This window comes from Blautia argi, from assembly GCF_003287895.1.
Lineage (GTDB): Bacteria > Bacillota > Clostridia > Lachnospirales > Lachnospiraceae > Blautia > Blautia argi.
Map to the genome: position 1 here is coordinate 2146942 of NZ_CP030280.1, position 25729 is coordinate 2172670.

Annotated in this window: 21 protein-coding genes; 2 read left to right on the forward strand and 19 right to left on the reverse strand. The window is 40.6% G+C overall.

The genetic code is table 11. The features are described 5' to 3' along the window. Positions 1 to 18: 18 nt before the first annotated feature. The 13 genes from DQQ01_RS10500 to DQQ01_RS10560 form a co-directional block, all read right to left on the reverse strand. Positions 19 to 789 (reverse strand): DUF6270 domain-containing protein, encoded by a 771-nt coding sequence (locus DQQ01_RS10500; RefSeq protein ID WP_111919997.1) that lies wholly within the window; start codon positions 787 to 789, stop codon positions 19 to 21. Next, a complete protein-coding gene (locus DQQ01_RS10505; protein WP_111919998.1) occupies positions 770 to 1384 on the reverse strand; it encodes a hypothetical protein in 615 nt (204 codons plus the stop codon). The genes DQQ01_RS10500 and DQQ01_RS10505 overlap by 20 nt, the downstream gene beginning before the upstream one ends. Next, positions 1371 to 1889 carry a DUF6270 domain-containing protein gene (locus DQQ01_RS10510; protein ID WP_111919999.1) on the reverse strand — a complete coding sequence of 173 codons (519 nt, stop codon included), beginning with the start codon at positions 1887 to 1889 and terminating at the stop codon, positions 1371 to 1373. Before DQQ01_RS10510 ends, DQQ01_RS10505 begins: the two co-directional genes overlap by 14 nt. Further along, the gene (locus DQQ01_RS10515; RefSeq protein WP_111920000.1) at positions 1873 to 3363 is read right to left on the reverse strand and encodes a glycosyltransferase; all 1491 of its coding nucleotides are present in this window, start codon (positions 3361 to 3363) and stop codon (positions 1873 to 1875) included. The genes DQQ01_RS10510 and DQQ01_RS10515 overlap by 17 nt, the downstream gene beginning before the upstream one ends. A 9-nt stretch (positions 3364 to 3372) precedes the next feature. Further along, positions 3373 to 5361 (reverse strand): HAD family hydrolase, encoded by a 1989-nt coding sequence (locus DQQ01_RS10520; RefSeq protein WP_111920001.1) that lies wholly within the window; start codon positions 5359 to 5361, stop codon positions 3373 to 3375. Between the two features lie 11 nt (positions 5362 to 5372). Next, the gene (locus DQQ01_RS17620) at positions 5373 to 7109 is read right to left on the reverse strand and encodes an ABC transporter ATP-binding protein (RefSeq protein WP_111920002.1); all 1737 of its coding nucleotides are present in this window, start codon (positions 7107 to 7109) and stop codon (positions 5373 to 5375) included. Between the two features lie 11 nt (positions 7110 to 7120). Beyond that, the gene (locus DQQ01_RS10530; protein ID WP_111920003.1) at positions 7121 to 7903 is read right to left on the reverse strand and encodes an ABC transporter permease; all 783 of its coding nucleotides are present in this window, start codon (positions 7901 to 7903) and stop codon (positions 7121 to 7123) included. Next, complete coding sequence (locus DQQ01_RS10535; RefSeq protein ID WP_111920004.1) at positions 7900 to 9273, reverse strand: hypothetical protein; 1374 nt, start codon at positions 9271 to 9273, stop codon at positions 7900 to 7902. The genes DQQ01_RS10530 and DQQ01_RS10535 overlap by 4 nt, the downstream gene beginning before the upstream one ends. Further along, positions 9239 to 10093 carry a glycosyltransferase gene (locus tag DQQ01_RS10540; RefSeq protein ID WP_242980330.1) on the reverse strand — a complete coding sequence of 285 codons (855 nt, stop codon included), beginning with the start codon at positions 10091 to 10093 and terminating at the stop codon, positions 9239 to 9241. The genes DQQ01_RS10535 and DQQ01_RS10540 overlap by 35 nt, the downstream gene beginning before the upstream one ends. Further along, positions 10090 to 11271 carry a glycosyltransferase gene (locus DQQ01_RS10545; RefSeq protein ID WP_111920005.1) on the reverse strand — a complete coding sequence of 394 codons (1182 nt, stop codon included), beginning with the start codon at positions 11269 to 11271 and terminating at the stop codon, positions 10090 to 10092. Before DQQ01_RS10545 ends, DQQ01_RS10540 begins: the two co-directional genes overlap by 4 nt. Before the next feature lie 226 nt (positions 11272 to 11497). After that, positions 11498 to 12427: an alanine-tRNA synthetase second additional domain-containing protein gene (locus DQQ01_RS10550; protein WP_111920006.1), complete on the reverse strand. Its 930-nt coding sequence runs from the start codon at positions 12425 to 12427 to the stop codon at positions 11498 to 11500. 86 nt (positions 12428 to 12513) lie between these two features. Then, a complete protein-coding gene (locus DQQ01_RS10555) occupies positions 12514 to 13431 on the reverse strand; it encodes a SufB/SufD family protein (RefSeq protein WP_111920007.1) in 918 nt (305 codons plus the stop codon). Continuing rightward, positions 13431 to 14177: an ABC transporter ATP-binding protein gene (locus tag DQQ01_RS10560; protein ID WP_111920008.1), complete on the reverse strand. Its 747-nt coding sequence runs from the start codon at positions 14175 to 14177 to the stop codon at positions 13431 to 13433. The genes DQQ01_RS10555 and DQQ01_RS10560 overlap by 1 nt, the downstream gene beginning before the upstream one ends. Positions 14178 to 14379: 202 nt before the next feature. Between DQQ01_RS10560 and DQQ01_RS10565 the strand changes: the two genes are divergently transcribed. After that, positions 14380 to 15045, forward strand: a complete 666-nt coding sequence (locus DQQ01_RS10565) for a tetratricopeptide repeat protein (protein ID WP_111920009.1) — start codon at positions 14380 to 14382, stop codon at positions 15043 to 15045. A gap of 108 nt (positions 15046 to 15153) precedes the next feature. Here DQQ01_RS10565 and ilvD read toward each other — a convergent pair whose 3' ends face one another. The 5 genes from ilvD to DQQ01_RS10590 form a co-directional block, all read right to left on the reverse strand. Beyond that, complete coding sequence (ilvD, locus tag DQQ01_RS10570; protein WP_111920010.1) at positions 15154 to 16875, reverse strand: dihydroxy-acid dehydratase; 1722 nt, start codon at positions 16873 to 16875, stop codon at positions 15154 to 15156. A 123-nt stretch (positions 16876 to 16998) separates the two neighbouring features. Continuing rightward, a complete protein-coding gene (locus DQQ01_RS10575; protein WP_111920011.1) occupies positions 16999 to 19500 on the reverse strand; it encodes an ABC transporter permease in 2502 nt (833 codons plus the stop codon). A 12-nt stretch (positions 19501 to 19512) separates the two neighbouring features. Next, entirely contained in the window at positions 19513 to 20181 is a 669-nt protein-coding gene (locus DQQ01_RS10580; protein WP_111920012.1) for an ABC transporter ATP-binding protein, read from the reverse strand. A 97-nt stretch (positions 20182 to 20278) separates the two neighbouring features. Then, positions 20279 to 21199, reverse strand: a complete 921-nt coding sequence (locus DQQ01_RS10585; RefSeq protein WP_111920013.1) for a sensor histidine kinase — start codon at positions 21197 to 21199, stop codon at positions 20279 to 20281. Between the two features lies 1 nt (position 21200). Then, positions 21201 to 21878 (reverse strand): response regulator transcription factor, encoded by a 678-nt coding sequence (locus DQQ01_RS10590; protein WP_111920014.1) that lies wholly within the window; start codon positions 21876 to 21878, stop codon positions 21201 to 21203. 258 nt (positions 21879 to 22136) lie between these two features. Between DQQ01_RS10590 and pckA the strand changes: the two genes are divergently transcribed. Beyond that, positions 22137 to 23741 carry a phosphoenolpyruvate carboxykinase (ATP) gene (gene pckA / locus DQQ01_RS10595; protein WP_111920015.1) on the forward strand — a complete coding sequence of 535 codons (1605 nt, stop codon included), beginning with the start codon at positions 22137 to 22139 and terminating at the stop codon, positions 23739 to 23741. Positions 23742 to 23957: 216 nt separating this feature from the next. Here pckA and argS read toward each other — a convergent pair whose 3' ends face one another. Continuing rightward, positions 23958 to 25724, reverse strand: a complete 1767-nt coding sequence (argS, locus tag DQQ01_RS10600) for an arginine--tRNA ligase (protein WP_111920016.1) — start codon at positions 25722 to 25724, stop codon at positions 23958 to 23960. Between the last annotated feature and the right edge of the window lie 5 nt (positions 25725 to 25729).

The window sequence follows — 25729 nt, forward strand, 5'->3', positions numbered from 1 at the left end:
TGTTAAATAAGAACCAATTTATTTGCTTTGATTTTCGTAAACTATTTTATTTATATTTGCTTCTAACTCTCTTATTTTTTGTTGCATTTTATCAATGCAATAAAGTTTCTCACTATTTAACACTCTTGTTTTTAACCTGTTTTTCAACTTTTGTTCTTTAAATAAATTCTCTGGTGTATTTATCATTGTTGCTCCTGTAAGAGAATCTATCACATTCGCGATATATACGTATATATCATCAGTATAATAAAGTGGTGCGCCGCCCCATATATGATTTTCTGAAGCGTATGTAAGCGGTGGTAATTTAATTTTCTTACAATTTGGTAAATATTCATATAAAATAGTATATAATTTTCGAAACCATTGATTGTATTTCTGTACTTGATAATTACCTACATAATCCCGCGCTTTTCCGTTATTTGATAATACTTTTTCTGCATACATTGCCTCTATTACATATATATCTTCTTGTCGATATCCTTTAGGATTATTTTCTGACCAAGTTATATCTTCAGCAAATTGTTGGAATTTTCTTCTAATTTCTTTTTCTTCTATATCAAGTGGAGAAATATTTTTATCAATATGTAATTTAGGATTTTTACTAATATTTTCAAAAATTCTATCAACTTTAGACCATATAGGCAAAAACATTTCATTATTTTCAGATTTTATTTTACATCTTCCAAGACGTTCTTCCGCCAAGTCTATAAGTAAAATTTTAGCTTTACTGTTTTTAAGTTGTCTTATCGCATCTTGATTCAGAACTGTGTCAAAACATTCTTTTTTCATACTTTTTAATATTCCCCTCAGGGATTTTATAATCTAATGCTATTTTATTCTGGTACAAACAGGTAATAGGATTTCTTTGAATACATGCATTAATTTTATACCTTCCCGGAAAAGAATACCTGAATATATCCCTAGACACACAACTCCCTAATGTATCAATATATATAGGTTCATATTCTCGCTTCAACATTCCCACATCATTTTTTAAAATATCCATCTGTCTTTTTATCTCATACATCATACTACTATTAGCCGCCCTTGTTTCTGTCCTATTTTTCAGCGACTGCTCTTTAAACAGATTCTCCAACGTATTTACCTGAGAATATCCACAAGCCACATCTAAGGCTCTCTCAAAATAGAAATATGTATCCTGCATATAATGCAATGGGTGTGTCCCTCTTATATGGTTTTGTGAGGAATGTGTAAACTCCGGCAGCTTAATAACCTTGCAGTTCTGGAAATACTTATAAAAAATCAGATATACTTTTCTAAGCCATTCATTATATTCATGCAGCTTATACTTTCCATCATGCTTATGTATATTTCCGTCATTTCCCAGAATATCCGGCGTATAAAGAGATTCAACCACAATCACATTTCTCTCCAAAATATCCTCTGGGATTTTCCTCGCTATACAGAATATCCTTTGCAAATTTCTTTATCTTTTCTTCCACTTTCTGCATATCCATTTCCAGCATTGGATATCTCTTTACAATAGAATACCTTTCATTTCCTTCAAAAAGATTATCCAGGAATTCCCCTTGATTTTCTGCCTGTGCCAACATCGTGATTCCATTTGGTCCTTTGATTTCACAGCGTTCCATAAACTCGTCCGCCAAATCCAGCACCAGAATCTCAGAACGTTTGTTTAATAACAATTCCGGCAGATTTCTGGACATTTGGGCTCTCAGCATGACTTTGTCATAGCTTGGCATCTTTAATTCATCTACTTCTTTCTTATCCATAAAGATGGAGTTTTCATATAAAGAAGTAATGGGCAAATTTCCTGCGCTTTTATAAACCTTATACTTTCCTGGCTGTGTATGACGAAAAATATCTCTTACCACACAGCTTCCAAACACATCAACTTGTACTGCCATAGTTTCTCTTATAATCCTCCTTATACTTTTTTATAATATGCAAATATTGGTTTTTCACCCTTTTTTCTGTAATCCGATGAAATGCAGGTGTCACACACTTTAATATTGCTTCTTTCTTACTCAACCACACCCATAACGGCGGTATTTTTCCCCGGGATATTCTGAAAATCCTTCCACTGCAAAAATGCCACATTGCCAGTGTGCACAAATACTTCAAATCCTGACGTTGATTATTATGAAATTCTGTAAGCCGTTCTTTCCATTTTTGGATAAACTCTTCACCATCTTCTGCTTGTCCCCACAAAGCATTGACAACAAGCGCATTTCTAATATCATAGTAAATGATAATGGGGTTTTCACGATATTCATATGTTTCATGCCATACTTGAACGCCTGGCAACGTTAAAGTTTCTTTTTGCTGCCTCAGTCCAAACTCTACATCGTCGCAATGGATAAAAAAAGGAAACGGACGTCCATGCAAAATACTCTGTATAGGATAAGTACAGAACCACCAGCCACCATAATCCCCTGTCCTCTCTTGTTCCAGAATATTTTCCTGCAGACACATATCCAGATTGCCGCCTATATGAATAATATTTCCTTTATTCCAACGCTCTACAGCAGTATACTGAACCTTTCGTTTATCTAAACGGAACATTCTGCCTGCAATAGGTCTGTCCTGGTATTCCCCCTTTAACAAACTAAGAAAAGCATATAAGCGATAAAAACTTTCCATCTGAAATTCCACATCATCGTCCATAAAAATTACATGTGTATAGCCATGTGTCTGCTGCTCTCTCTGAATCTCTTCCAGACCCCTGGTAAAACCTCCGGTTCCTCCGCCGGCATTAGAATTTTGAAAAACTTTTAAATAGTCACTATCCATAGGACTGACAAAATCTTGTCCATTATCAATAACAAAGACATGCAGTTTTCCATAAAATTCTGTCTGTGACTGGAAAAAGAAGCTTTCTGATATTTTTCGAAGGTTTTTTTCTAATTGCTGCTGTCTGTGATATGTACAAATATTTAATGCAAGGCGAACATCTCTTTTCTCATGTTCCTGTACACATATATATCTTGCTCCGTAATATTTTACAGAACTTTTAGCACATACTTTCCAGTAAAGAGTTCCACTCCTTATTTCTTCTGGTATATTGATACAAATGGTCTTTGCACTTTCCAGGTGATACTCATGCTCATAAACAAGTCTGTTTTCCTCTCTGTTTTCAAGAACCTCTATAAGGAATTTAAAATCACCTTGTACTCGCAATTCAAGTATTACATTCTCTAAATTCGTATACTTCTTCCAATACCCTATATCAAGTGCATTCATATAGGTATCTGTCTGCAGCGCTTCTCCTGCCAGCAACGTTATACCTTCTGCTGTTCTGTTTGCTGTGCCTGTTTTCCGAAAATAAAGTTCCTGAGCCTTGCACACTTCATCTGGAAATAAAAAATTTTGTATAACCATATTTCTTACCTATTCCAAGTTCATCTGAAATTTTTCCAAGGATATAACATCTTCTAACCACTCCTGATTTCTATATAAAAGTTCAATAGGGGCAAAGGCATCTCTGCCGCTTATCTCCGGAACAGTTCCGATTCTCTCCTGAAATATTTCTGCAAAATCCAAAATTCCTCTCTGCACTTCCTGCACATGAATTTCTTTCCTTTTTTCACAAAAACAATATCTTTCCTCTTTCTCTGTGAATCCTCGGAAGGAAGGGGACTCTGAACATAACAGTAATTCCACAATGACATTGTGTCCTTTTCCGGGATTATGTACTTTCCACGCATCTCTGTTCTTTGTCTGAGAAAACATGTAACTGTCTAATTTCTGTTCGTAGAAAAATCCCTGACTTGCATCCGGCTCCTGATTGTGAATGCTATTGGAGCCTGCAATCAATCCAAGAATCTCACAGTTTAAATTCCAGATATGATTTACTACATAATTTAATGCGATAGCGCCGCTTCCGGCCCAGCCCACATCAACTGCTACTGCTCTTTTACAGTTTCTTAAAATTGGTTCGTAATATTCTTTTCCTGCTGCAATCTGCCCCTCATAATGACGTAATACCTCATTCCAATGTTTTTGCAGAAATTCTTTTACTATTTCCACATTTCTGTCGGTTAATACAGCCTCTTCTGTATACCCCTCCATTTCAGGCAGCATATCTTCTAATTCCATAGAAGCAAATATTTGTTTCATAGTATAATTCTGATTTACTTTATGGTATAAAAATCTTCTAAAATAATCATATTTATAATAATTTGCAGACATTTTCACAGCGGCTAAACGGGACCAGTATACATAATTCCATTTCTGAGTTTCCTGCGGATACATTTTCCTGTATACTTTACTCAGAATCTCCCCATCTCTTGCCAAAAACAGAATTTTATCTATCTCATATTTTTCAGCCCAATCATGAATCCATTTGCAATATCCCAAAACAAACAATCCGCCATATACAAAACCAAACTCATAGGCTTTGGAATAAGAGGAAATGCCGCAGTGCAAGTGCGCGTCTACCAGTCCTCTGTACATACTTCCTATAATCGCAGACATATCTTCTGCACGGTACTTTCTTCCAAGTCCATTGACATTCGGGTAATACCAGGTATCAAATTGATGCTGTCTGGCTTGCTTTATATCCGATTCTTTATTATCACCTATATGAATATAAGTAAATTTTCTGCCTGTTTTTTCTTTTACAATCTCATATAGATTTCCCTGATTTTTAGACGCTCCATAGTCGCAGGAAACAAAGTAAGAAAAAAATTCCGGATACCCACAGTTTCTCAGCAATTCCTTCAGATACTTTTCGCCGAGGTACATATCTGAGATAACTATCATTTTTTTCCCCAGCTTCTGTAATGCTCCAACGACTTCCAACATGTACGGATTTCCAAAACAGTAGGTTTTCTCACATTCCCATTCTGCCTGCATTCCCATCTCCCTTGGAATGCCTGTTTCTTCCTCCATTGTCTGCCAGATATCTTCGTAGCTTACTTCTCTGTTTCCCTGATATTTCTGCTTTTTCTTTCTGCTTTTCTCTTCCATTTCCATACGGATTCTGGCAAAGTCCATATATTCCAGCTTCTGCCCTGCCATATGAAACAAATCACCCGGTTCGGAAAAAGGTCTGAAAATCAGTGTGTCAAACACATCAAAGGAAATCACATCATATTGCACCAATTTTTCCACCAGTTCTTTTGGTGTATCTCTTTTCTGCTCTACTGATTCACTCTGTTTACGGTTCAGCTTTTTGTTTTCATAAAATTCATCAGTTCCAATACTTCCTGCCGGATTCTTCTTAAAAACATGATATTGTATATTCAGTTTTATAAGATAAATCCAGGCTCGTATTCTTCCTTTACCGGAAACTTTTTTTCGATATCTCTGATATCGAAAAGCAATTTCCGGATTTTGATTCACTGCTACATTATATATTTTTTCTATAATCTGCATTCTTTTACAACCTAACCATTCATTTTTTCATATGCACGGCAAACATCTTCTGCACGACCTACTGCCTTAAGCACTCCTTTTTCAATCCACACTGCTTTAGAGCAGTTCGCTTTAATTACTGATGGCGAATGCGATACAATAAGAACGGTAGAACCTCCTCGCATCATTTCTTTGATACGTCTTTCACTCTTTTTCCTAAAGAACATATCCCCGACACTGAGCACTTCATCTAAAATCAAAATTTCCGGAGTATCACGTACCGTTGCAATGGCAAAACCTAATCTGGAAACCATACCGGAGGAATAATTTCTGACTTTCTCTTCCATGAACCCTTCCAGCTCTGCAAATTTTACAATTTCGTCATATTTTTCATCTATAAATTCTTTGGTATAGCCAATCACTGCGCCATTTAGATATACATTCTCTCTTCCAGTAAGTTCAAAATCAAAACCGGTTCCCAAAGTAAGCAGCTGAATCTTACTTCTGTCAACTTCTACCGTTCCTTTCGTGGGCGTAAGCACACCTGAAATAATCTTTAAAATCGTACTTTTTCCGGAACCATTTGTTCCGATAATCCCTACAACCTCACCTTTTTTCACTGTAAAACTCACATCGTCCAGCGCTTTAAATTTTTCCACGTGGCGCTGTCCCTTTAATGTCCGAACTGCCAGTTCTTTGATACTGCTGGACTCATCTTTTTCTTTTTTAAATTCCATGGTCACATGTTTTACAGCGATTTCTATTTCTCTGTTATCTACAACCGGCAGTTCTTCCTCTACACCCAATAATTCTATGTTTTCTGTCTTTTCTTCAGAAGAAACTTGCAGTTCTGGCGCGGCTTTTTTCCTGTTTTTCTTTTTTCTCATTTTTTTCTTATGGGAGAGAAGAAACTGTACACTGAGCAAAAGAATTAATGCCACGGTTAAACCTGCAAACAATGCAGCCATTCTTCCTGTTAGAGCAAATCCACCCTTTTCCTCTGTTTCCTGCACATTCTGCGTGTTTAACCCTTCTTCACCGGAATCAGCCTTTTCTAAATCTGTTACCGGCTGAGCTGCTGTTTCCTGTTTTATTACTTTTAATTCATAAACTGCTTTATCACCTGAAAGACTGGTTGTCGTAATGGTAACTATATTTTCCCCTGCCTGAAGATTTACCGGAGATATTTCCACCTGTGTCTGTGCATCTAAAGGTTCTGCCTTGAGATTTAATTCTTCTGTTTCAGAAGATACCTGAATCTCATAATTTGAAAGCTCCGGCTGAAAGTTTTCTACCGGTGTTCCGTCAATGGTAATTCCGGAAAGCTTACAGCCTTCCAGAACCGGTATGTTCACAGGTACACTTACCGAGTTTTCTACCGTAACCTGTCCTGTCTGGGTAGCAAGCACAGCGTTCTGAATCGTCACTTCTGTTGTCCCGGATATTTTAGGAAGAAACTGAAGCATCTCCATAATTTCTTCCTCGCCTGTACCTGTTTTCTTTACGCTTATTTTTCCCGGTTCTGTCAATTCGCCGCCGGAAACGTATTCCAGTTTTTCTGCATCATACAAAACAGTGATTTCTGCTGAAAGCACTGCTGTTTCTGCTCCTGCGTATACGCCTATTGGCGATGTTTCATGTAAGTTCCATTGATACTCTTCTGAACCAAAATGGATATTCTCTCCTGCTGCACGGACTGGAATAACGAACAAAAACATACTTATGAAAAGTGCAGCCAGCCAACTGATATATTTCTTGTTTTTCTTCATAATTACCCTCACTACATTTTCTGCATAATATTATTTTTGTTTTTCTCAAAAACAAAACTGCCTATTAAAAAAGCTCCCAAACTCCATATGACCATTCTGATAATTTCATCTGTTGCCGGATTCTGACCATACATAATCACTTCCCTTGCTGCATTAATAAATCCAAAAATCGGATTGTAAGTTACCAACAATCTCACATTGTCCGGCAACATATCTGCCGGATAAAAGATTGCGGAACAGTACATCCACAGAGTCAGCAATACCGAATAAAGATGTTTTACATCTCCAAAAAAAACATATGCAACTGAGAGCATATAAGAAATTCCCAAAGCAAATAATAATAAACAAAATATAATCAAAGGAAACCATATCACTCTCCAGGTTATTTTTATCCTAAAGAATAACAATATTCCCACATATGGGATTAGAGAATATCCTAGGTTTACCAAGGCTGTATAAACTCTGGACATTACAAATATTTTCGTAGGAAAACGAACCTTAATCAGCATATTTTTATTATCGACCAAGGTAGTCATGGCTGCATTGGTTGCTCCAGTAAACATGGTCCATATAATCATTCCAGTAAGATAATATACCGGATAATTTTCAATCGATTTTTGAAACATTTTTGAAAAAATCACAGTTAATACAATCATAGAAAGCAATGGATTTAAGACACTCCATACAATTCCAAGATAAGACCTTGCATATTTTCTCTTTATTTCCCGTCCTACCAGTTCTTTTAGAACAAACTTATATTGTTTTCTCTGTGCCCTCTTATCTCTCTTCGTCATTTTTTTCTCCTTGTTTTTCTGTAATAATAATTCTTTCTTATATAGAGAAGATATTTATAAAGCCTGTACATAAACAAGTGATATCCCCTTCTCTTTCCAAACCTTGCCACGCTTCCCTCGTACCAGGCACTTTCTTTCACATACATATTCCGAAATCCCAACATTACCAGCGCTTTGTTCCATACATGGTTTGCACAAAGTTCTGCTTCATTCAGCTCCGCTGCCACTTCTTGTTGTTTTTCGTCTAAAACATCATCAGAAAACTCCAGCTTTCCAAAAATTTCTCCTTCTTCCTCAGTGGGATACCCCATGAACAGTCGAAAAATCTTTTTTATCGTATCCCGGTATTTTACACAGTCTATTTCTTCTATATTTTTTATCTCTTTTATTGTATTTCCTGTAAACGCTAAAAGCCCGCTCTCCAGCCTTTGCATAAACCTCTGACGTTCTGCCGGAATAACCGCATAGCAAGGTTCATATGCTTTTTCAGTTCTCCTGTAACTCATGGTCATGCCATGAGGCGCGCTGAAAATAGCTTCAAAAAGACAGTTACTGAAATATACTTTTTCCCGCAAACCTTTTTCCGGGCTGAAATAATAACAGAAGTATTCTTCTCTGTTCACATCTTCAGGCAACTCATAAAGCCCCCAGTAGTATCCTGTCAGTGTTTCTTCTCTTCCCAGCTTGTTTAATACCATATTCAGTGTTTTTTGCATGGACCCAACCCAGCCGCTGTCTACCAGAGCAGACTTTTCTTTATCCAGAAGCCCTTCCTGTTCCAAATAGCCTTTCAAAAAGGGATATGCCTCTCGGGAATGACGAGCGACACATTCCATAAAAAAATTGCAGTTCTCCAGCTTTTCTCTGACAGAAGTCAGTTCTGCATAAGGAATACTCTCTTCTGCATCTCTGCCTTTGAAAACTTCTTTTAAAACATGCTTTTTTTCCCTTTCTTCCAAACCGCCTCTATTTAAAATTTTATCTAAATTTACATCAATTCCACCTCTGCAGATATATTCCAGCGCATCTTCCATGTTCATATGAAAGCTTGGAATCCGCAAAGAATATCTGGAACAGCTCAGATAACGGCACTCTATTGGCAAATGCCACTTTTCACAGTAAAGGAGTGCACACCGATACATAAAATATCCATCTCTCGCCAAAAAATATAATTTTTTTATCTGTTTTCTCTCTGCTTCTTTCAATACCCACAAAATAAAGCTGTTTAAAGCAGGTCCTAATACGCTCTCTATCCTGGAATCTAATATATTTTCTTTTGAACAATCCTGGACTTTACCATAAACGGTATGATTTTTCCTTAAAATTGCCCTGTACTTATCCAGTTTCTCTTGTTCTTTGTTCCCTTGCATACGTTACTCTTCTCACACTTTTCTTCATATATTTTACAAAATCCGGAGATACCAGTCCTGCCACCAGAGGTTTTACCACATAAGGCACTGTACGAAATTTCAGGATTCCCAGTTTCTTAAAGCCTTCATAGCGTACCTTTACCTCTCTGACTCGATAACAATATTTTCTCTTTTTATAGCCTTCACGATCCTCCCGGTATTTTAAAAGATTTTCCTGCAAATTGTATCCTTTATATCCTTGCTCATGAAGGCGCATAAATAGTTCATAGTCTTCGCAGCGCATGGTTTCTGCTGCCACCTTATATCCGTTTAACCGCTCAAGAATCTTTTTCCGAAATACTACAGACGGGTGTATGTACGGAGAATAGGACAAAAAATCTTCCTTACAGGGAATTTTCTGCATTCTTTCAATCCCCCATACTCCATTCTCATCTATAAGCTCTGAGTTTGAACCTGCCCATTGATATTCTCTGTGATTCTCCAAAAACCCATACAGTTTTTCCAGCCTGTCCGGCATGGAAATGTCATCATCGTCCATTCTGGCAATGTACCTTCCTTTTGCCTGTTTTAGACATTCATTAAGCCCATAAGCCAATCCGTGATTTTTTTCATTCCGAATCAACCTGATTCTTTTATCCAGTTTTGCAGTTTTCTCAATAACAGGTATGTATCTTTCATCTGAACCATCATCATAGATCAGCATCTCCCATTGCTGAAATGTCTGATTGATAATAGAGCGTACCGCCTGCTGAAACTGTACTTTATTCTTAGGGTTGTAAACCCCCATAATAACACTGATTTCTATTTGTTCTTTTTTCATCTCTTCGACAACTTCCTGTCAATATCATCATAAACATCCCGCATAATCGTATTTGTATACTTACATTGAAAGGATTCCACAGAATCTATGCAATTCTGTTTCATTCTTTTCTTTTCTGCCTGTGTCCTGGTTTTCAGCCTTTCCAAGCCTTCACAGAAACCACTCACGTCATTCCAGGAACAAACCCAGCCATTTTCCCCTTGGCGCATATATTCCCGCGTCCCACGATTATCTGATGCAAGCACCGGAACACCCATAGCCAATGATTCTAACCCAGCCATACCAAGTCCTTCTCTCCTGGAAGGAAAAACAGATATATCCGCACACCCTAAAATTTCCCATACATTTCTGCAGTACCCGTACATGGTCACGGTATCCTGTAAACACCATCTGCGAATATCCTCCCGAATCCTGTTTGCAAAGAAACCATCCCCGCAAATACCGTATCGGATATGCTCCAGGTTCTTTTTTCGATGCCTCATTCTAAGCAATGCTTTGAGAATCACTTCCTGATTTTTATTCTCATTCAGTTCTCCTACTGATACCAGAAAAAAATCTTCTTTTCCTATTCCCAATTCCCTTCTTTTTCTTTCCCGCTCTTCGGAAGACAGGGGTTTGAATTTTTCTGTATCCAGTCCTACACCGGGAATTTTATAAACTTGTCCTCCACGTTTCAGGCGCATTTTCTTCGCATTTTGATAATCTTCTTCATTGATAACCACCAATGCATCCGTATATGGCGCCAATAACTTCTCTACCGCAAAATAAACAGAGTTATTTATCAGCGGCGCCCCTTTAAAAAAATGGAACCCATGTGCCGTATAAATAACTCTGAGCTTTCTCTTTTTATAATATCTCCCTATAAGTCTGCCCAGAACTCCGCCTACCGGCGTATGACAATGTATTACCTGAATATGGTATTTATCTACGATTTCAATCAGTTGTTGAAATGCCTTCCAATTGTTCTTCAGCATATAAGGTGATCTGGCAATATCAACATGATGCAATCGGACTCCTTTTTCTGTCACTTCTTTTTCATCAAACAGATAGTGCATATCATAGGTATTAGAGGCATAATGTACTCTATATCCCATAGACTGTAAGATTGCTACATTTTCCATTTCAAACTTGTATAAAAATCCACCGGTTGTTGCCAGAATCAATATATTTTTTCCCATAAAACAAATTTCACCCCCCCCCGAAAGATTTCGGGGAGGGCTCCTTGCTTATAATAACTTCATTCTATTTCCTAATCTTTTTTTATCATACACCATTTCTACATATTTTTCATCTATTTTTATAAAATAATTATTTTTTTTATATTTTTATCTTTTATCCCTGTTTTCTTACTTCTTGTAATTCAAAAAAAAGAAGCCACACTTCCCTGCAGCTTCTCTTCTTTTCTCAGATTTCAATATTATTCAGTTCCTCGTCATTCTCGCTCTCTTCATGCTTATATCCCACAGTTCCTGCCACCACATATTCGTGGAATTTTGATTCGTAGTAAAATTCTTTCACCAGAGAGAAATTCTCTATCTTTCCTGTACTTTCCACATGCATCAAGGGCCCGGTACACGGTATAATCTCTTCGCCAATTTTAATATGTTCCTCATCATAAGGCACAATGGGCAAGTCCTGACGAATCAGTTCCAAAATCCTGTTCTCGATTTCCTCCAGATCAAACGTGGGCTTGTCTGCATAATTAATCATAAAGCCATGCTTGATTCCGGAACGAGTGTAGGTTGGACGCTCAATATCCCTGACGCAATACCCAAACAAATCCTCTGCGCTGTGTGCCATTTTCCGGTAAATCAAAGACTTAAACACAATATCCGCAATATTTCCCGGCAAAGGTCCAAATAAAGAGGGTCTTGTAACAATGACTTCTTCTCCGATTCCAATGAGCAAATCTGCATTTCGCTTCAGCACGGGATAAAGGATTTCAAAATGCTCCACAATTACCCGTTTCTGCTGCTCTGTCACATGACGAACTGCCTCTGCAATACGCTCCAGAGGCACATACTTCATGGCTGCGCGAACGTCCACATGAAAGGTTCTGGGCGTATAAAACCCCACGTCATCTGAATTTAAAAGAGGCATGTTCAGAATGTCAAATTCATCGTCCTCCTCTACCGTCTGGATTCCTGGAAACATACCTTTAATCAGCATACTTTTTCCTGAATCCTTGGCGCCGATAATCCCGATAATCCTGTCAAAGGGATTCAAATACATCTGGGTAATCTTCATGCCCAGTTCCATGACCCTGCGGTTTCCTCTCGGCGCAAAGAAAAAATTATAAAGGTTGCATTCATGTCTTACATTGTTATAAATCATAGAAATACCCTCATTCCAATCCCAATTTATAGTTATCCTTATTTTACCACAAATCAGACAAGAAAGCGTCTATTATTTTCTTTTTCTTACTTCAAAAATCCGCTGATAATCTGTTCTTCTGCCTCTTCTTCTGTAAGTCCCAGCGTCATAAGCTTTACAATCTGTTCTCCTGCAATTTTGCCAATGGCTGCCTCGTGAATCAGAGCTGCATCTGAATTGTTTGCCGTAATCTCCGGGATAGAACTGATTTTCGCATTTCCCACAATAATAGCATCACATTCTGTATGTCCGCTGCACTTTGCATTGCCGTTTAATACAGACTGAAAGAGCTGATAAGAATCGTCCTTTGCCACAGAGCGGGATATAATATTGGCACCGGAATCCTCTCCGTTTAAGTCCACAATAAAGCGACTCTCAGCCCTCTGCTCCCCATGAGTCATCAGTCTTTCCATAACCTTTAAAGTTGCATGCTCTGCAAGTTTTGCCGTAGTTTTGCGAATGGTGGAATCCACACCCTTTATTTGGGCTGTGTCCATTTCCATATAGCTGTTTTCTCCGATTTCCACAATGGTTTCCGGATTCATAATACGCTGTCCCTTGCCATCTCCGCTACCGTAATGCTTTTCCACATATTTTACTCTTGAATTTTTGCCAATGAAAAAGCTGTGGATACCATCATGCTGGCTGGAATCGTCGGTTCCGCAGTGAATACCGCAGCCTGCAATAATGGTGACGTCGCAGTCATCTCCAATATAAAAATCATTGTATACGGTTTCTTTTATCCCTGCCTGACTTAACACAACCGGAATATGAAGGCTCTCATTTTTTGTACCCGGCTTGATTTTAATTACAATGCCGTCACCCTGTTCTCTTGGAACAATTTCAATATGCTCGGTGCTGTTTCTTGCCTCTGTCTTTCCGTTTGTTCTGATATTATAAGCACCTACAGGGATTTCATGCAGCCCTGATACTGCCTGTAAAAGCTCTTTCTGTATGGTATCCATTAGTCCTGCACTCCCTTCTGCCAGATGCTGCAGCCTGTATCTGTTTCCGCTGCGTTTAACAGTGCCGGAAGCACCTCGTCCTTGCTTCCTCTTCTTACCAGCTTACCGTCTGCAATCACCAGAATTTCATCTGCTGTATTTAAAATTCTCTCCTGATGAGAAATAATCAAAATGGAACCGCTCTGCTGTTTATGCATGTTTTCAAATACATGAATCAGGTTCTGGAAGCTCCACAAATCAATGCCTGCCTCCGGCTCGTCAAATACAGAAAGTTTTGTACCTCTTGCCATCACAGTGGCAATTTCAATACGCTTCATCTCTCCTCCGGAAAGGCTTCCGTTTACCTCACGGTTAATATAATCCTTGGCGCAAAGCCCTACTTCAGAAAGATACTGACAGGCGCCGGACAGGGAAATCTCCTTTCCTGCTGCCAGATGAATCAAATCAAAAACTGTTACACCTTTAAAGCGTACCGGCTGCTGAAACGCATAGCTGATGCCATGCTTCGCCCTTTCTGTAATGCTCCAGTCTGTAATATCCTCTCCATCAAAGAAAATCCGTCCTTCTGTGGGCTTTTCAATTCCTGCAATAATTTTTGCAAGAGTAGATTTTCCTCCTCCGTTTGGTCCTGTAATGGCTACAAATTTATTGTCCTCCAGGGTAAAGCTTACATGCTCCAGAATTCCCTTCTCTTCGTCTTTGGAATCCTCAGGAACACGAAAGGAAACGTCCTTTAATTCAAGCATGGTTTCGTCCTCCGTTCTCTATCATGAAATTGTCCTTTGGCAAAGCCAAATATTAACAATTTTCGTCCGTTTTCTATTATATAATTCTGTTTTCCTATTGTAAAGGGCTTTTTTTCAATACATCTGGTTCCACTGCCGAAAGGTTTGTGGGTATACTCTTTCATACAGACATCATACAGATAAATGGAGAGAGAATACACTTATGGATATGAAAAATTTGAATTTAACCGTAGACGAACTGAAAATCCTTGCTGAAAACGGACAAAGGGATTTCATTTACGGTGTGGGCTATTACTATGAAAATGGTATCCGCACTGCCGTGGATTACAAAGAAGCAGTACATTGGTACGAAAAAGCAGCCAAAAAGGAGCATGTAGAAGCAGCGATGCACCTGGCGCTTCTCTATGCCCAGGGCAAGGGTGTGGAAAAAGATGACAAAAAGGCTTTCTTTTATATGAATCAGGCGGCCAAAAGCGGAAATATGAATGCCCAGTACAATATGGGGCGCTGCTATGAAGAGGGCATTGGCACTAAGCCTGATATTTCCAAAGCCTTTGACTGGTACAAAAAGGCTGCTGCACAGGGAGATTTTCGCGCCATGTGCTGTATGGGTGCACATTTTCTCTCAGGAGAAGTACTCCCTTATGAACCGGCAAAAGCATTCCAGCTTTTTGAAAAAGCGGCAAACGCCAATATCCCGGCTGCCCAGTATAATCTTTCCGTACTCTACCGCTACGGAGAGGGTGTGGAAAAGGATATAGAAAAGGCAGATTTCTGGCGAATGAAAGCAGCCCAGAACGGTTTCCGTCTGGCGATTGATGAGCTGGAACACCCGGAAAAGGCAGACGCTGATAAAGAAAGAGAATAAAAAAATAAGGTTTCTCCGACCTGATAAAATCCCCGGGAGCAAGCTGTTTTGCGTATATCTTTCAAACAACTCCTGCTCCCGGGGATTTTCTGCTGCTTTTTTCCGATTTTATTTCATGTATCCGCCCTTCATGGGAGATACGGCATGCTCAGAAAAGATTTTCAGCACGCCTCTCTCATATTTTTGAGGCTTTGGCGTCCAGTTTTTCTTACGTTCCTTTAAAATCTCCTGAATTTCTTCTTCTGTTTTTCTCTCTCCTGCAATTCCCACAATGCGAAGCACACGTTTGGGGATATTCACTTCAATCAAATCCCCTTCTTCCACCAGGGCAATAGGACCGCCCTGGGCAGCTTCCGGTGAAATATGCCCAATAGCCGGACCCTTAGACGCACCGGAAAATCTTCCGTCTGTCAAAAGGGCAATGGAAGCGCCCAACTCTCCGTCAGAGGCAATGGCTTCCGTGGTATAGAACATTTCCGGCATACCGCTTCCCTTCGGACCTTCATAGCGGATAATTACTGCGTCACCCGGCTGAATCTCATGGGTAAGCACTGCGTGAATAGCCTCTTCCTCACAATCAAAAGGACGTGCCTTTAAGGTTGCCTCAAACATTTCCTTTGGCACAACTGTATGTTTTACCACGGCGCCGTCAGGGCACAGATTGCCATAGAGAACCGCAATGCTTCCATCTGTCCCAAAAGGTTTGTCAAATGGCCGAATCACGTCTTCTCGTTTTAATCCTGCTTTTGCCAGGTACTCGTCACATTTGTCATAAAATCCGTTTTTCTTTAAATCTTCCAGATTTTCGCCCAGAGTCTTACCTGTAACGGTCATAACGTCTAAGTGCAGCATATCTTTGATTTCTTCCATAATCGTCGGTACGCCGCCTGCATAGTAGAAATACTGTGCAGGCCATTCGCCTGCCGGACGGATATTCAGAAGGTAATGGGCTCCTCTGTGAAGCCTGTCAAAGGTATCTCCGTCAATTTCAATGCCAAATTCCCTTGCAATGGCAGGCAGATGTAAAAGAGAATTGGTGGAACCTGATATGGCTGCGTGTACCATAATGGCATTTTCAAAGGATTTCAGCGTAACAATTTTATCCGGTGTCAGATTGTGTTCAGCCAGCCATACTGCCTGTTTCCCGGCCTCTTTTGCCACCTTTTTCAAATCCGGACTGGTTGCCGGCATCAGGGCGCTGCCCGGAAGCATTAAACCCAGGGCTTCTGCCATAATCTGCATAGTGGACGCTGTTCCCATAAATGAGCATGCTCCGCAGGAAGGACAGGCATGCTGCTTATAATACGTCAGCTTTTCCTCTGTAATCTCTCCCCGCTCACACATGGCGCTGTATTTCCCAATCTGTTCCAGAGTCAGAAGATCCGGACCTGCGTCCATAACACCCCCTGTCACCACAATGGAAGGAATATTGACTCTTCCTACTCCCATTAAATGTGCCGGCATACCTTTGTCACAGCTTGCCACAAATACGGCACCGTCAAAAGGCGTGGCATTGGCATGGATTTCAATCATATTGGCTATCATATCTCTGGAAGCCAGAGAATAATTGATGCCATCATGTCCCTGAGCTTCGCCATCGCAAATATCCGTTGTAAAATATCTGGCTCCATGCCCCCCAGCCTCTGCGATTCCGTTTCTTGCTTCCTCTACCAGTTCCAGTAAGTGACCGCTTCCCGGGTGACTGTCGCCAAAAGTACTTTCAATCATAATCTGAGGTTTTGACAGGTCTTCCACCTTCCAGCCGGTTCCCAGACGAAGAGGGTCTAATTCCGGTGCGATTTTTCTCAATTCCTGGCTTCTTAATTCCATAAGTCCTTTCCCTTTCTATCACCTGTTTTGAAAATCGTTTGTCTTTTTTGACATCATATATGGTATTTATCTGTGTTTTAACACTTTTTCCCATTTACGTCAAGCATTTAGAAAGGGTTTTCTCTATTCTTCTCTCAACAATTCCACCACACTTCTCTTATTCCATATTTTATCTGTCATAGCTGAAATTCCCACAGAGAGCAGAAGAGAAATCCCAAACACTGCCAGAGCCGGAATCAGGGTAAAATGATACTTCATATACCAGGTTCCCGCTGCCAGTCCCCTTACCAGGGTCAGGGACAAAAGCGCGCTCATAAGAAGTCCCAGAATCCCCGCCAACACTGCATAGAGTACCCCTTCGCAAATCATCAGCCTCCGAAGCTGCTTTTTCGTCATTCCAATACTTCGCATGGAAGCAAATTCTCTCTGTCTGGCAATCACTCCTGTCAAAATCACATTAATAAGATTCAGAATCCCGATACTGCCCAGAATCACGGATACCACGATTCCAACCATACTGAAGGTTGTCTGTATCTCTTCAAATTCAGCCTCTGCGGTCAATCTGGTAAGCACAGACAGGTTCTTTTTCTCGGAGAGCGCCTCCACCTGCTCATAAAGGCTGTCAAAAGCATCTTTTTCCGCATCGAAAAGACAGTGAATCGGCGTTTGCATTTCCGGGAACATCTGCAAAAATACCGGTTCCGCAAAGGCAATGGATTCATATCCGCCGCTGCTGTAACACATTTCCTGCGCCTGCTCCAGTCCCACGACAGCCAAAACCGTATATTCTTTTACTGTTCCTTTGATTTCTGCTTCAATCACATCGCCAGCATGAAATTCCTGGTCTTCTTTATTATATTCTCCATTATCTCTAAGACCTCCTGCCATAATCACATAATCTCCGGTACAAAGCTTTTCATAATCCAGTGTGCCTTCTATGACTGTCGCCCTTTTTAAAGCGTTTTCGTCAAAGCCATACAGCATACGGTTTCTGTCAAACTCTTCTATGTGCTCTGAGGTTTCTTCTCCGTTTATGCAAAGAATTTTTCCCAAATCCTCCCTTTCTTCTGTCATCATATCCTCTGGCAGCATATAAGTATATACTTTTCCAAAATCTTTTACTCCCTCCATAGCTGCCAATTCTTCTATGGCTTCCCTGTTTACCGTCTTTTTATAATCCTCTGCTCCCATCTTCAGAAAATCCCCGTTTCTGACATCAAAATCAGAGGCTACACGGTTTTTTACAAAGGTTTCCTTATCCATATTGCCTGTATAGTTTAAAACACTGTTCAAAAGTATGGCGCTGAAAGCTATGGACAGAATCACCAGAAAGGTTTTTCCTTTGTTCCTGCTTAAATTTGCCGCTGCCATAGATGCCAACGGAAAACGGGTGTCTTTTCCTTTTCGGTGCGTCTGCTTGCTTTTTGTATTTCCCTGATACTTCAAAGCCTCTACAGGAGAAATACGGCTTGCCATTTTTCCGGGCTTATTACAGCTTATACGCACAGTAAAAAAGGTAAACAAAGCAGCCAGTATCCAAATCCACCAGGAAGGAATGACAAATTCCGCCTCTTTAAAGCTGGTACTTGCCATAACCAGAGGCAGCAATGCGTTTCCTAAAAGCCAGCCAAGTACCAGTCCTGCCGGTATTCCCACAAAGGACAGTACACTGCCCTGCCGGACAATCATATAGCGAATCTGTCTGGGTGAAGTTCCTATAGTTTTCAGCTGTCCGTACAGACGGATATCCTTTTCCACAGAAATCTTAAAAATATTGTAAATAACAAGATAACCTGCCAGCAAAATCAACAGGATTCCAATGGCTATCATAAAAACGGTCTGAGGAGAGGTTGCTGAAGACTGTTCAAAAGCAGGACTTACATGGTGAATCAGATAATCCGCATCGCCTCGTTCTGCTTCGGGATTATATCCCAGTTTTATCAGCAGGCTATCAAGCTGCGCTTCTACATTTTTTTCACTGTGAAAACTGCCTCTCACATCATAACTTTCTTCTGTACGCTGAAGTTTCTCTGCACAGTCTTCAGAAAGCAGCATGGAAGCATGCTCTTCATGTGCCATACCCTCCCAGATACCGCAAAGAGTCATTTCTTTTTCTATGGTCTTCCCATCTTCGGAATATTGCAAAGTCAGCGTATTTCCTGTTTTTGGAGAAACGCCCAAAAGTTTTAAAACCTCTGTATCACAGGCAATTTCATTTTCTTTTTGGGGATAACGGCCTTCTGTCAGCTCCATAAAGCTGTTTTTTGCCGTAGTTTCGTCCACCCAACCTGCATTGACGCTTATATTTCTAAGTTCCGGATTTTCTGCCGCTACTACATAATGCTCTATTCCGGCCACTTCAAAAACATCGTCTTTGGCAAGTTTTTGGGCAGCTTCTTTTGACATACCCTTTAAGGACACCATAAAACGGCTTCCTGCCTGACGGAGCATCTGATTTTTCATAGATACCTGGGCGCCTTCCATCACGGTAGTCAGCCCCATAAAGAGTACAGCAGTGAGCACAATGGCAAGCACAGCAATTCTGTTTCGACTTTTATTTGCTTTCAGACAGTTCTGGGACAGGGTTTTCATAAATTTTCGATTGTTATTTTCCAACAACTTCATGCTCTCGCCCCCTTATTCTGCAATCTTCCCGTCTTCAATATGAAGCATGCGGTCTGCCACCTGCGCCAGTTCCGGGTTGTGGGTAATCATAACAAGGGTCTGCCCGAATTCTGTGGTGGTCATCTTTAAAAGCTGCATGACCTCCAAAGAGGTGTGGGTGTCCAAATTTCCGGTTGGCTCATCTGCCAAAAGTATGGCGGGCTTTGCTGCCAGCGCTCTGGCAATGGCCACTCTCTGCTGCTGTCCTCCGGAAAGATTGTTGGGGAGATTTTCCAGCTTTTCTTCCAAATGCAGCATATGGATAATTTCCTTTAAATAGGTTCTGTCCACCTTATTTCCGTCCAACTCTATGGGCAGGACAATGTTTTGATATACATTTAAAATGGGAACCAGGTTGTAATTCTGAAACACAAATCCTATATTCCGTCTACGGAAAACCGTAAGCTGCTCATCGTTCATTTTTGCAATTTCTTTTCCTCTGATTTTCACACTTCCTGAGGTGGGAACGTCCAGACCTCCCAGCATATTCAAAAGTGTGGACTTACCGCTGCCAGAGGTACCTATAACTGCAACAAATTCTCCTTTTTCCACAGAAACGCTGACTCCGTCTAATGCTTTTGTAATATTTGCACCCTGTCCATAATATTTTTTCAAATCCTTTGTTTCTAAAATATAATCCATGGTGTTTCCTTCCTTTCTTTTGATACTGTCAGCATACAAAAAAATTATCTCAAACTGTTCTCAAAAAAGTAACAGAATTGAGATAATTCCCTTTTCCCTATCCCTCTATCGGCAAATGGATACAGATGGTCGTTCCCTCGCCCACTCTGGAGTGTGCCTCCATAAAGCCTTTTTGCATCATCACGATTTCCCTTGCCAGATACAATCCAATGCCGACGCCCTCCACCTCTGCGGACTCCGGCTCTCTGTAAAACCGTTTAAAGATATCAGGCAGTCGATTCTGCGGGATTCCTCGTCCATTGTCCCGGATTTTAATTCTTACAAAAAAATCGGTTTTTTCTGCCGAAATCCAAATTTTGCCACCCTTTTTTGTATATTTGATTCCATTATCCAGCACATTAAACACGGCCTCCCCTGTCCAGCGTTTATCAAAATAAGCCGTCAGGTTTTCTTCACAGGAAACCTGTATTTCCATCTCCTTTTTCTCTGCAAGAAGAGCTGCATCGCAGACTGCCTGCGCCAAAAGCTCATATACAGAGTTGTTCTTTGGCTGTACCTTTACAAGTCCTGTTTCCATTCTGGACATCTGAATCATACTCTGCATAAAAAACTCCAGCTTATCCACCTGATGCTCAGAGGCTTTTAAAAAATCCTCCCTTTTTTCCTCGGAAATCCCCTTCCGCTCCAAAAGATTATGATACATGCGGATTCCGGCAATGGGAGTTTTCACCTGATGAGAAATATCAGAAATCATGGATTCCAATTGCTTTCTCTGCCGAAGATTCTCCTCTGATTTCATTTCTATGATTTCATAAAGACGGCGCATACGCATCTGGATTTTTCCCATAAGGGTTTCCTGATTTTCCTGAAATACAATATCCTTTTCCCCTGCAATCATGGCCTCCAGACAGTCCATAATCTGCTCTGTATATGCAAGAAAGCCTTTTCTGGCATAAAGAACGCAAAACACCCCTGCCAGAAAAAATACTGCAGATAAAACCAGCAACAAAAGTTCCATGTTATTTTCCGCCTTTCCACTGATACCCCATTCCATATAAGGTCTTAATATAGGAATGCTCAGAATCTTCCAGTTTCTTTCTCAGACGGTTAATATTTACCGCCACTGCATGCTCGTCCACAAAATTTCCGCCCTGGTCCCAGATTTTCTCCAAAAGAACGCCTTTTGTCAAAACACGGTCCGCATTGGCAATGAGAAGCCGCAAAATCCGGTATTCCGTAGGCGTCATAGAGAGCGGTTCCCCGGCCTTTTGGGCAGTCATTTTATCAAAATCTATGTTCAGATATCCGTCATTATAGAGGCCTCTTTCCTTTGTCCTTCTGCCTTTTCTGAGCGCTGCCTCAATTCGTCTGTGAAGAATGGGCATTTTAAAGGGCTTTGTAATATAATCATCTGCCCCACAGTCAAAACCCATCATTTCGTCCCGTTCCATATCTCTGGCAGTAAGAAAAATAACAGGGATATCCTGCTCCGCCTTCACAGCCCGGCAGAAATCAAAGCCGTCCCCATCCGGCAGATTTCCGTCCAGCAAAATCAAATCCACTTCCCCTTCTTCAAAAAACACCATACCCTCCCTTAAGGTGAAAGCAGAACGCACCCCATAGCCTTCCAGTTCCAGGTCACAGGTCAGCCCTGCATTTAAATCTCTGTCGTCCTCAATCAGTAATATCTTTTTCATGTTTCTTTGTTTCCTTTTTCTGAATTTATTTACTACATCATAGCATTAATGTTTTCTCTGGTCAAAGGTGAAACGTCGTTAAACTTTAAACAATTTTTAGAAAATCTATATTTTTTTTATTGATTTATTGAGGTAAATATGTATAATAGAAAAGAGAACTAGGTTTTTTGGTTCTCTTCAAAAAAGGAACATCTCAGGTCTGTTTTTCAGACCGGATTTTCATGATTATTATGTAAAGAAAAGAGAGGTACATGTAAGATGGCAGAATTGAATTTAAGCAAGTACGGCATCACAGGAACAACTGAAATTGTTCACAATCCTTCTTATGAATTATTATTCGCTGAAGAAACAAAACCGGAACTGGAAGGCTTTGAAAAAGGTCAGGAAAGTGAACTTGGTGCAGTGAACGTTATGACAGGTGTTTACACAGGACGTTCTCCTAAAGACAAATTCATCGTTATGGACGAAAATTCCAAAGATACTGTATGGTGGACTTCTGACGAATACAAAAACGACAACCACCCGGCTACACAGGAAGCATGGGATACAGTAAAAGACATTGCTATCAAAGAACTTTCCAATAAAAAATTATACGTTGTAGATGCTTTCTGCGGCGCAAACAAGGATACTCGTATGGCTATCCGTTTCATCGTAGAGGTAGCTTGGCAGGCTCACTTTGTTAAAAACATGTTTATTCAGCCTACAGCAGAAGAATTGGAAAACTTTGAGCCGGATTTCGTTGTATACAACGCTTCCAAAGCAAAAGTAGAAAACTACAAAGAGTTAGGTTTAAACTCTGAAACAGCTGTTATGTTCAACATCACAAGCCGCGAGCAGGTTATCGTAAACACATGGTACGGCGGAGAAATGAAAAAAGGTATGTTCTCCATGATGAACTACTACCTTCCATTAAAAGGTATTGCTTCCATGCACTGCTCTGCAAACACAGACTTAAACGGTGAAAACACAGCAATCTTCTTCGGTCTTTCCGGAACAGGTAAAACAACACTTTCCACAGACCCGAAACGTCTTCTGATTGGTGATGACGAACACGGCTGGGACGACAACGGTGTCTTCAACTTTGAAGGCGGTTGCTACGCAAAAGTTATTGACCTGGATAAAGAGTCTGAACCAGACATTTACAACGCAATCAAACGTGACGCTCTTCTTGAAAACGTTACTCTTGATGCAGAAGGAAAAATCGACTTTACAGATAAGAGCGTAACAGAAAATACTCGTGTTTCTTATCCGATTAACCATATTGAAAACATTGTTCGCCCTGTATCTTCTGCACCGGCAGCAAAAGAAGTTATCTTCCTGTCCGCAGATGCTTTCGGCGTACTGCCTCCAGTATCTATCCTGACACCGGAACAGACTCAGTACTACTTCCTGTCTGGATTTACAGCAAAATTAGCTGGTACAGAACGTGGAATTACAGAGCCTACACCAACTTTCTCCGCTTGCTTCGGACAGGCATTCTTAGAGCTGCACCCAACAAAATATGCAGAAGAGCTTGTTAAGAAAATGGAAAAGAGCGGTGCGAAAGCATACCTGGTAAACACAGGCTGGAACGGAACAGGAAAACGTATCTCCATCAAGGATACCCGCGGTATCATCGACGCTATCTTAAACGGAGATATCTTAAACGCTCCTACTAAGAAGATTCCTCACTTCAACTTTGAAGTACCTACAGAACTTCCGGGCGTAGATTCCAAGATTCTTGACCCACGCGACACTTACGCTGATGCTTCTGAATGGGAAGTCAAAGCAAAAGACCTGGCTCAGAGATTCGTTAAGAACTTCGCTAAATACGAAGGAAACGAAGCTGGTAAAGCATTAGTTTCTGCTGGTCCTCAGGAATAATTGTAAAGCTGCTTCTGCAGTGAAACTATTCTGAAATAAAAAGAGCTGCCACCTCAACATGTATGGAATACATTTCCTGCATTACTGAGGCGGCAGCTTTTCTCTTTTTATTCTATGCCAAAAAGCCCCTGTATAAGACCTCTGTCAGAAGGACTTCTGATTATTTCTTATACAAGGGCTCTCTTCTATTTTATAAACTTTTTCTGCTGCTTTCCCTTACATTCTCTCCGGTGCATCAAAGCCCAGCAAATCAATGCAGGTTTCCAGAACCTTTTCTGTAAGCATCAGCAGACGAATCCAGGATTTCTGTTTCTCGTTATCCTCTTCTGCCAAAATTCTGGTATTGTGGTAAAAACTGTTAAATGCGTTTGCCAAATCATAAATATAAGAGCAGATTCTGTGAGGCGCTTTTTCCTCGAAAGCAGGCTCAATAATAGAATTAAATCTGGAGAGTTCCAGCATCAGCGCTTTCTCACTTTCACTTACTGCACCGTGGATACTTCCTTCCTCCGGATTTTTTCCCTCTTCTGCATAGCGGCTTAGAATAGATTTAATACGCACAATGGTATACAGAATATAAGGACCTGTATTTCCCTCAAAAGAAGTAAAGCGGTCAATATCAAAGATATAATCCTTTGACGCCTGGTTGGACAAATCTCCGTATTTGATTGCAGACAAGCCTACTAACTGCGCTGTATGCTCTGCATTTTCATCTTTGACGCTGCGGTTTTCTACGATTTTTTTATACATTTCTTCATTGATTTCCGCAATCAGACGTTCCAGACGCATAACACCGCCTTCCCTTGTCTTAAAAGGCTTTCCGTCTTTTCCGTTCATAGTACCAAATCCTACAAAGGAAAGCTTTGTACCCTGGTCCACCATTTTTGCCTTCTTTGCACAACGGAATACCTGAACAAAATGAAGCTCCTGACGTTTATCTACCACATAGATAATTTCGTCCGGGTGGAAATCCTCCATACGCTGTACAATGGTAGCCAAATCCGTGGTATTATACAGAGAAGCGCCGTCTGATTTCAAAATCATACAGGGCGGAATCTCTTTTGTATCGGTTTCTTCTTTTACGTCTACCACCAGTGCGCCCTGATCCACATACGCATAACCGTTGTCTTTTAAATACTGCACCATGTCCGGGATATAAGCATCTGCGTCTGCTTCTCCCTTCCACAGGTCAAAATCCACTTTTAATTTTGCATAGTTTTTCTTCAAATCTGCAACAGATACTTCCATAATATGCTGCCACAATGCCCGATATCCCCGTCTTCCTTGCTGTAGCTGCAAGGTTGCCTCCAGGGCTTCGCTTTTATAAGCCTCGTCTTCTTTTGACTTTCCGCTGGCTGTAGGATAAATCTCTTCCAGTTCGCTCACTGTGAAGGGTGCTTCTTTTGGATATTCCCCTTCGTAGTTCTCATCAAAATATACCAGATCCGGCTGTCTTTTGGAAAGCTCTGTAATAATCAGTCCCATCTGCAGACCCCAGTCCCCCAGATGTACATCACCGATTACCTTATGTCCCAGGAAACGCCCCATTCTCTTAATGCTTTCTCCGATAATGGCAGAACGCAGATGTCCCACATGAAGAGGCTTTGCAACGTTTGGTCCGCCGTAATCAATCACAATGGTTTTCGGTTCTTTGGCTTCCTCTACAGACAGCTTGTCATCTGCCAGCATTTCATTTAAGTATCCTGCCAGATATTCTTTCTTTATTTTGATGTTAATAAAGCCCGGATTCACTGCTTCTATGGCTTCAAATACCTCACTGTCCTGCAGCCTTTCCACCACATCATTAGCAATCATAATCGGGGCTTTTTTATAGGTTTTCGCTGCTGCCATAGCACCATTGCACTGATATTCGCAAAGGTCGGGACGATTAGAAACTGTTGCCTTTGCAAATTTTTCATCATATCCGGCTTCTGTAAAAGCCTTTTTTAATTCCGCTTCTATCTGTTCAATGATTCTCTTCATGTACT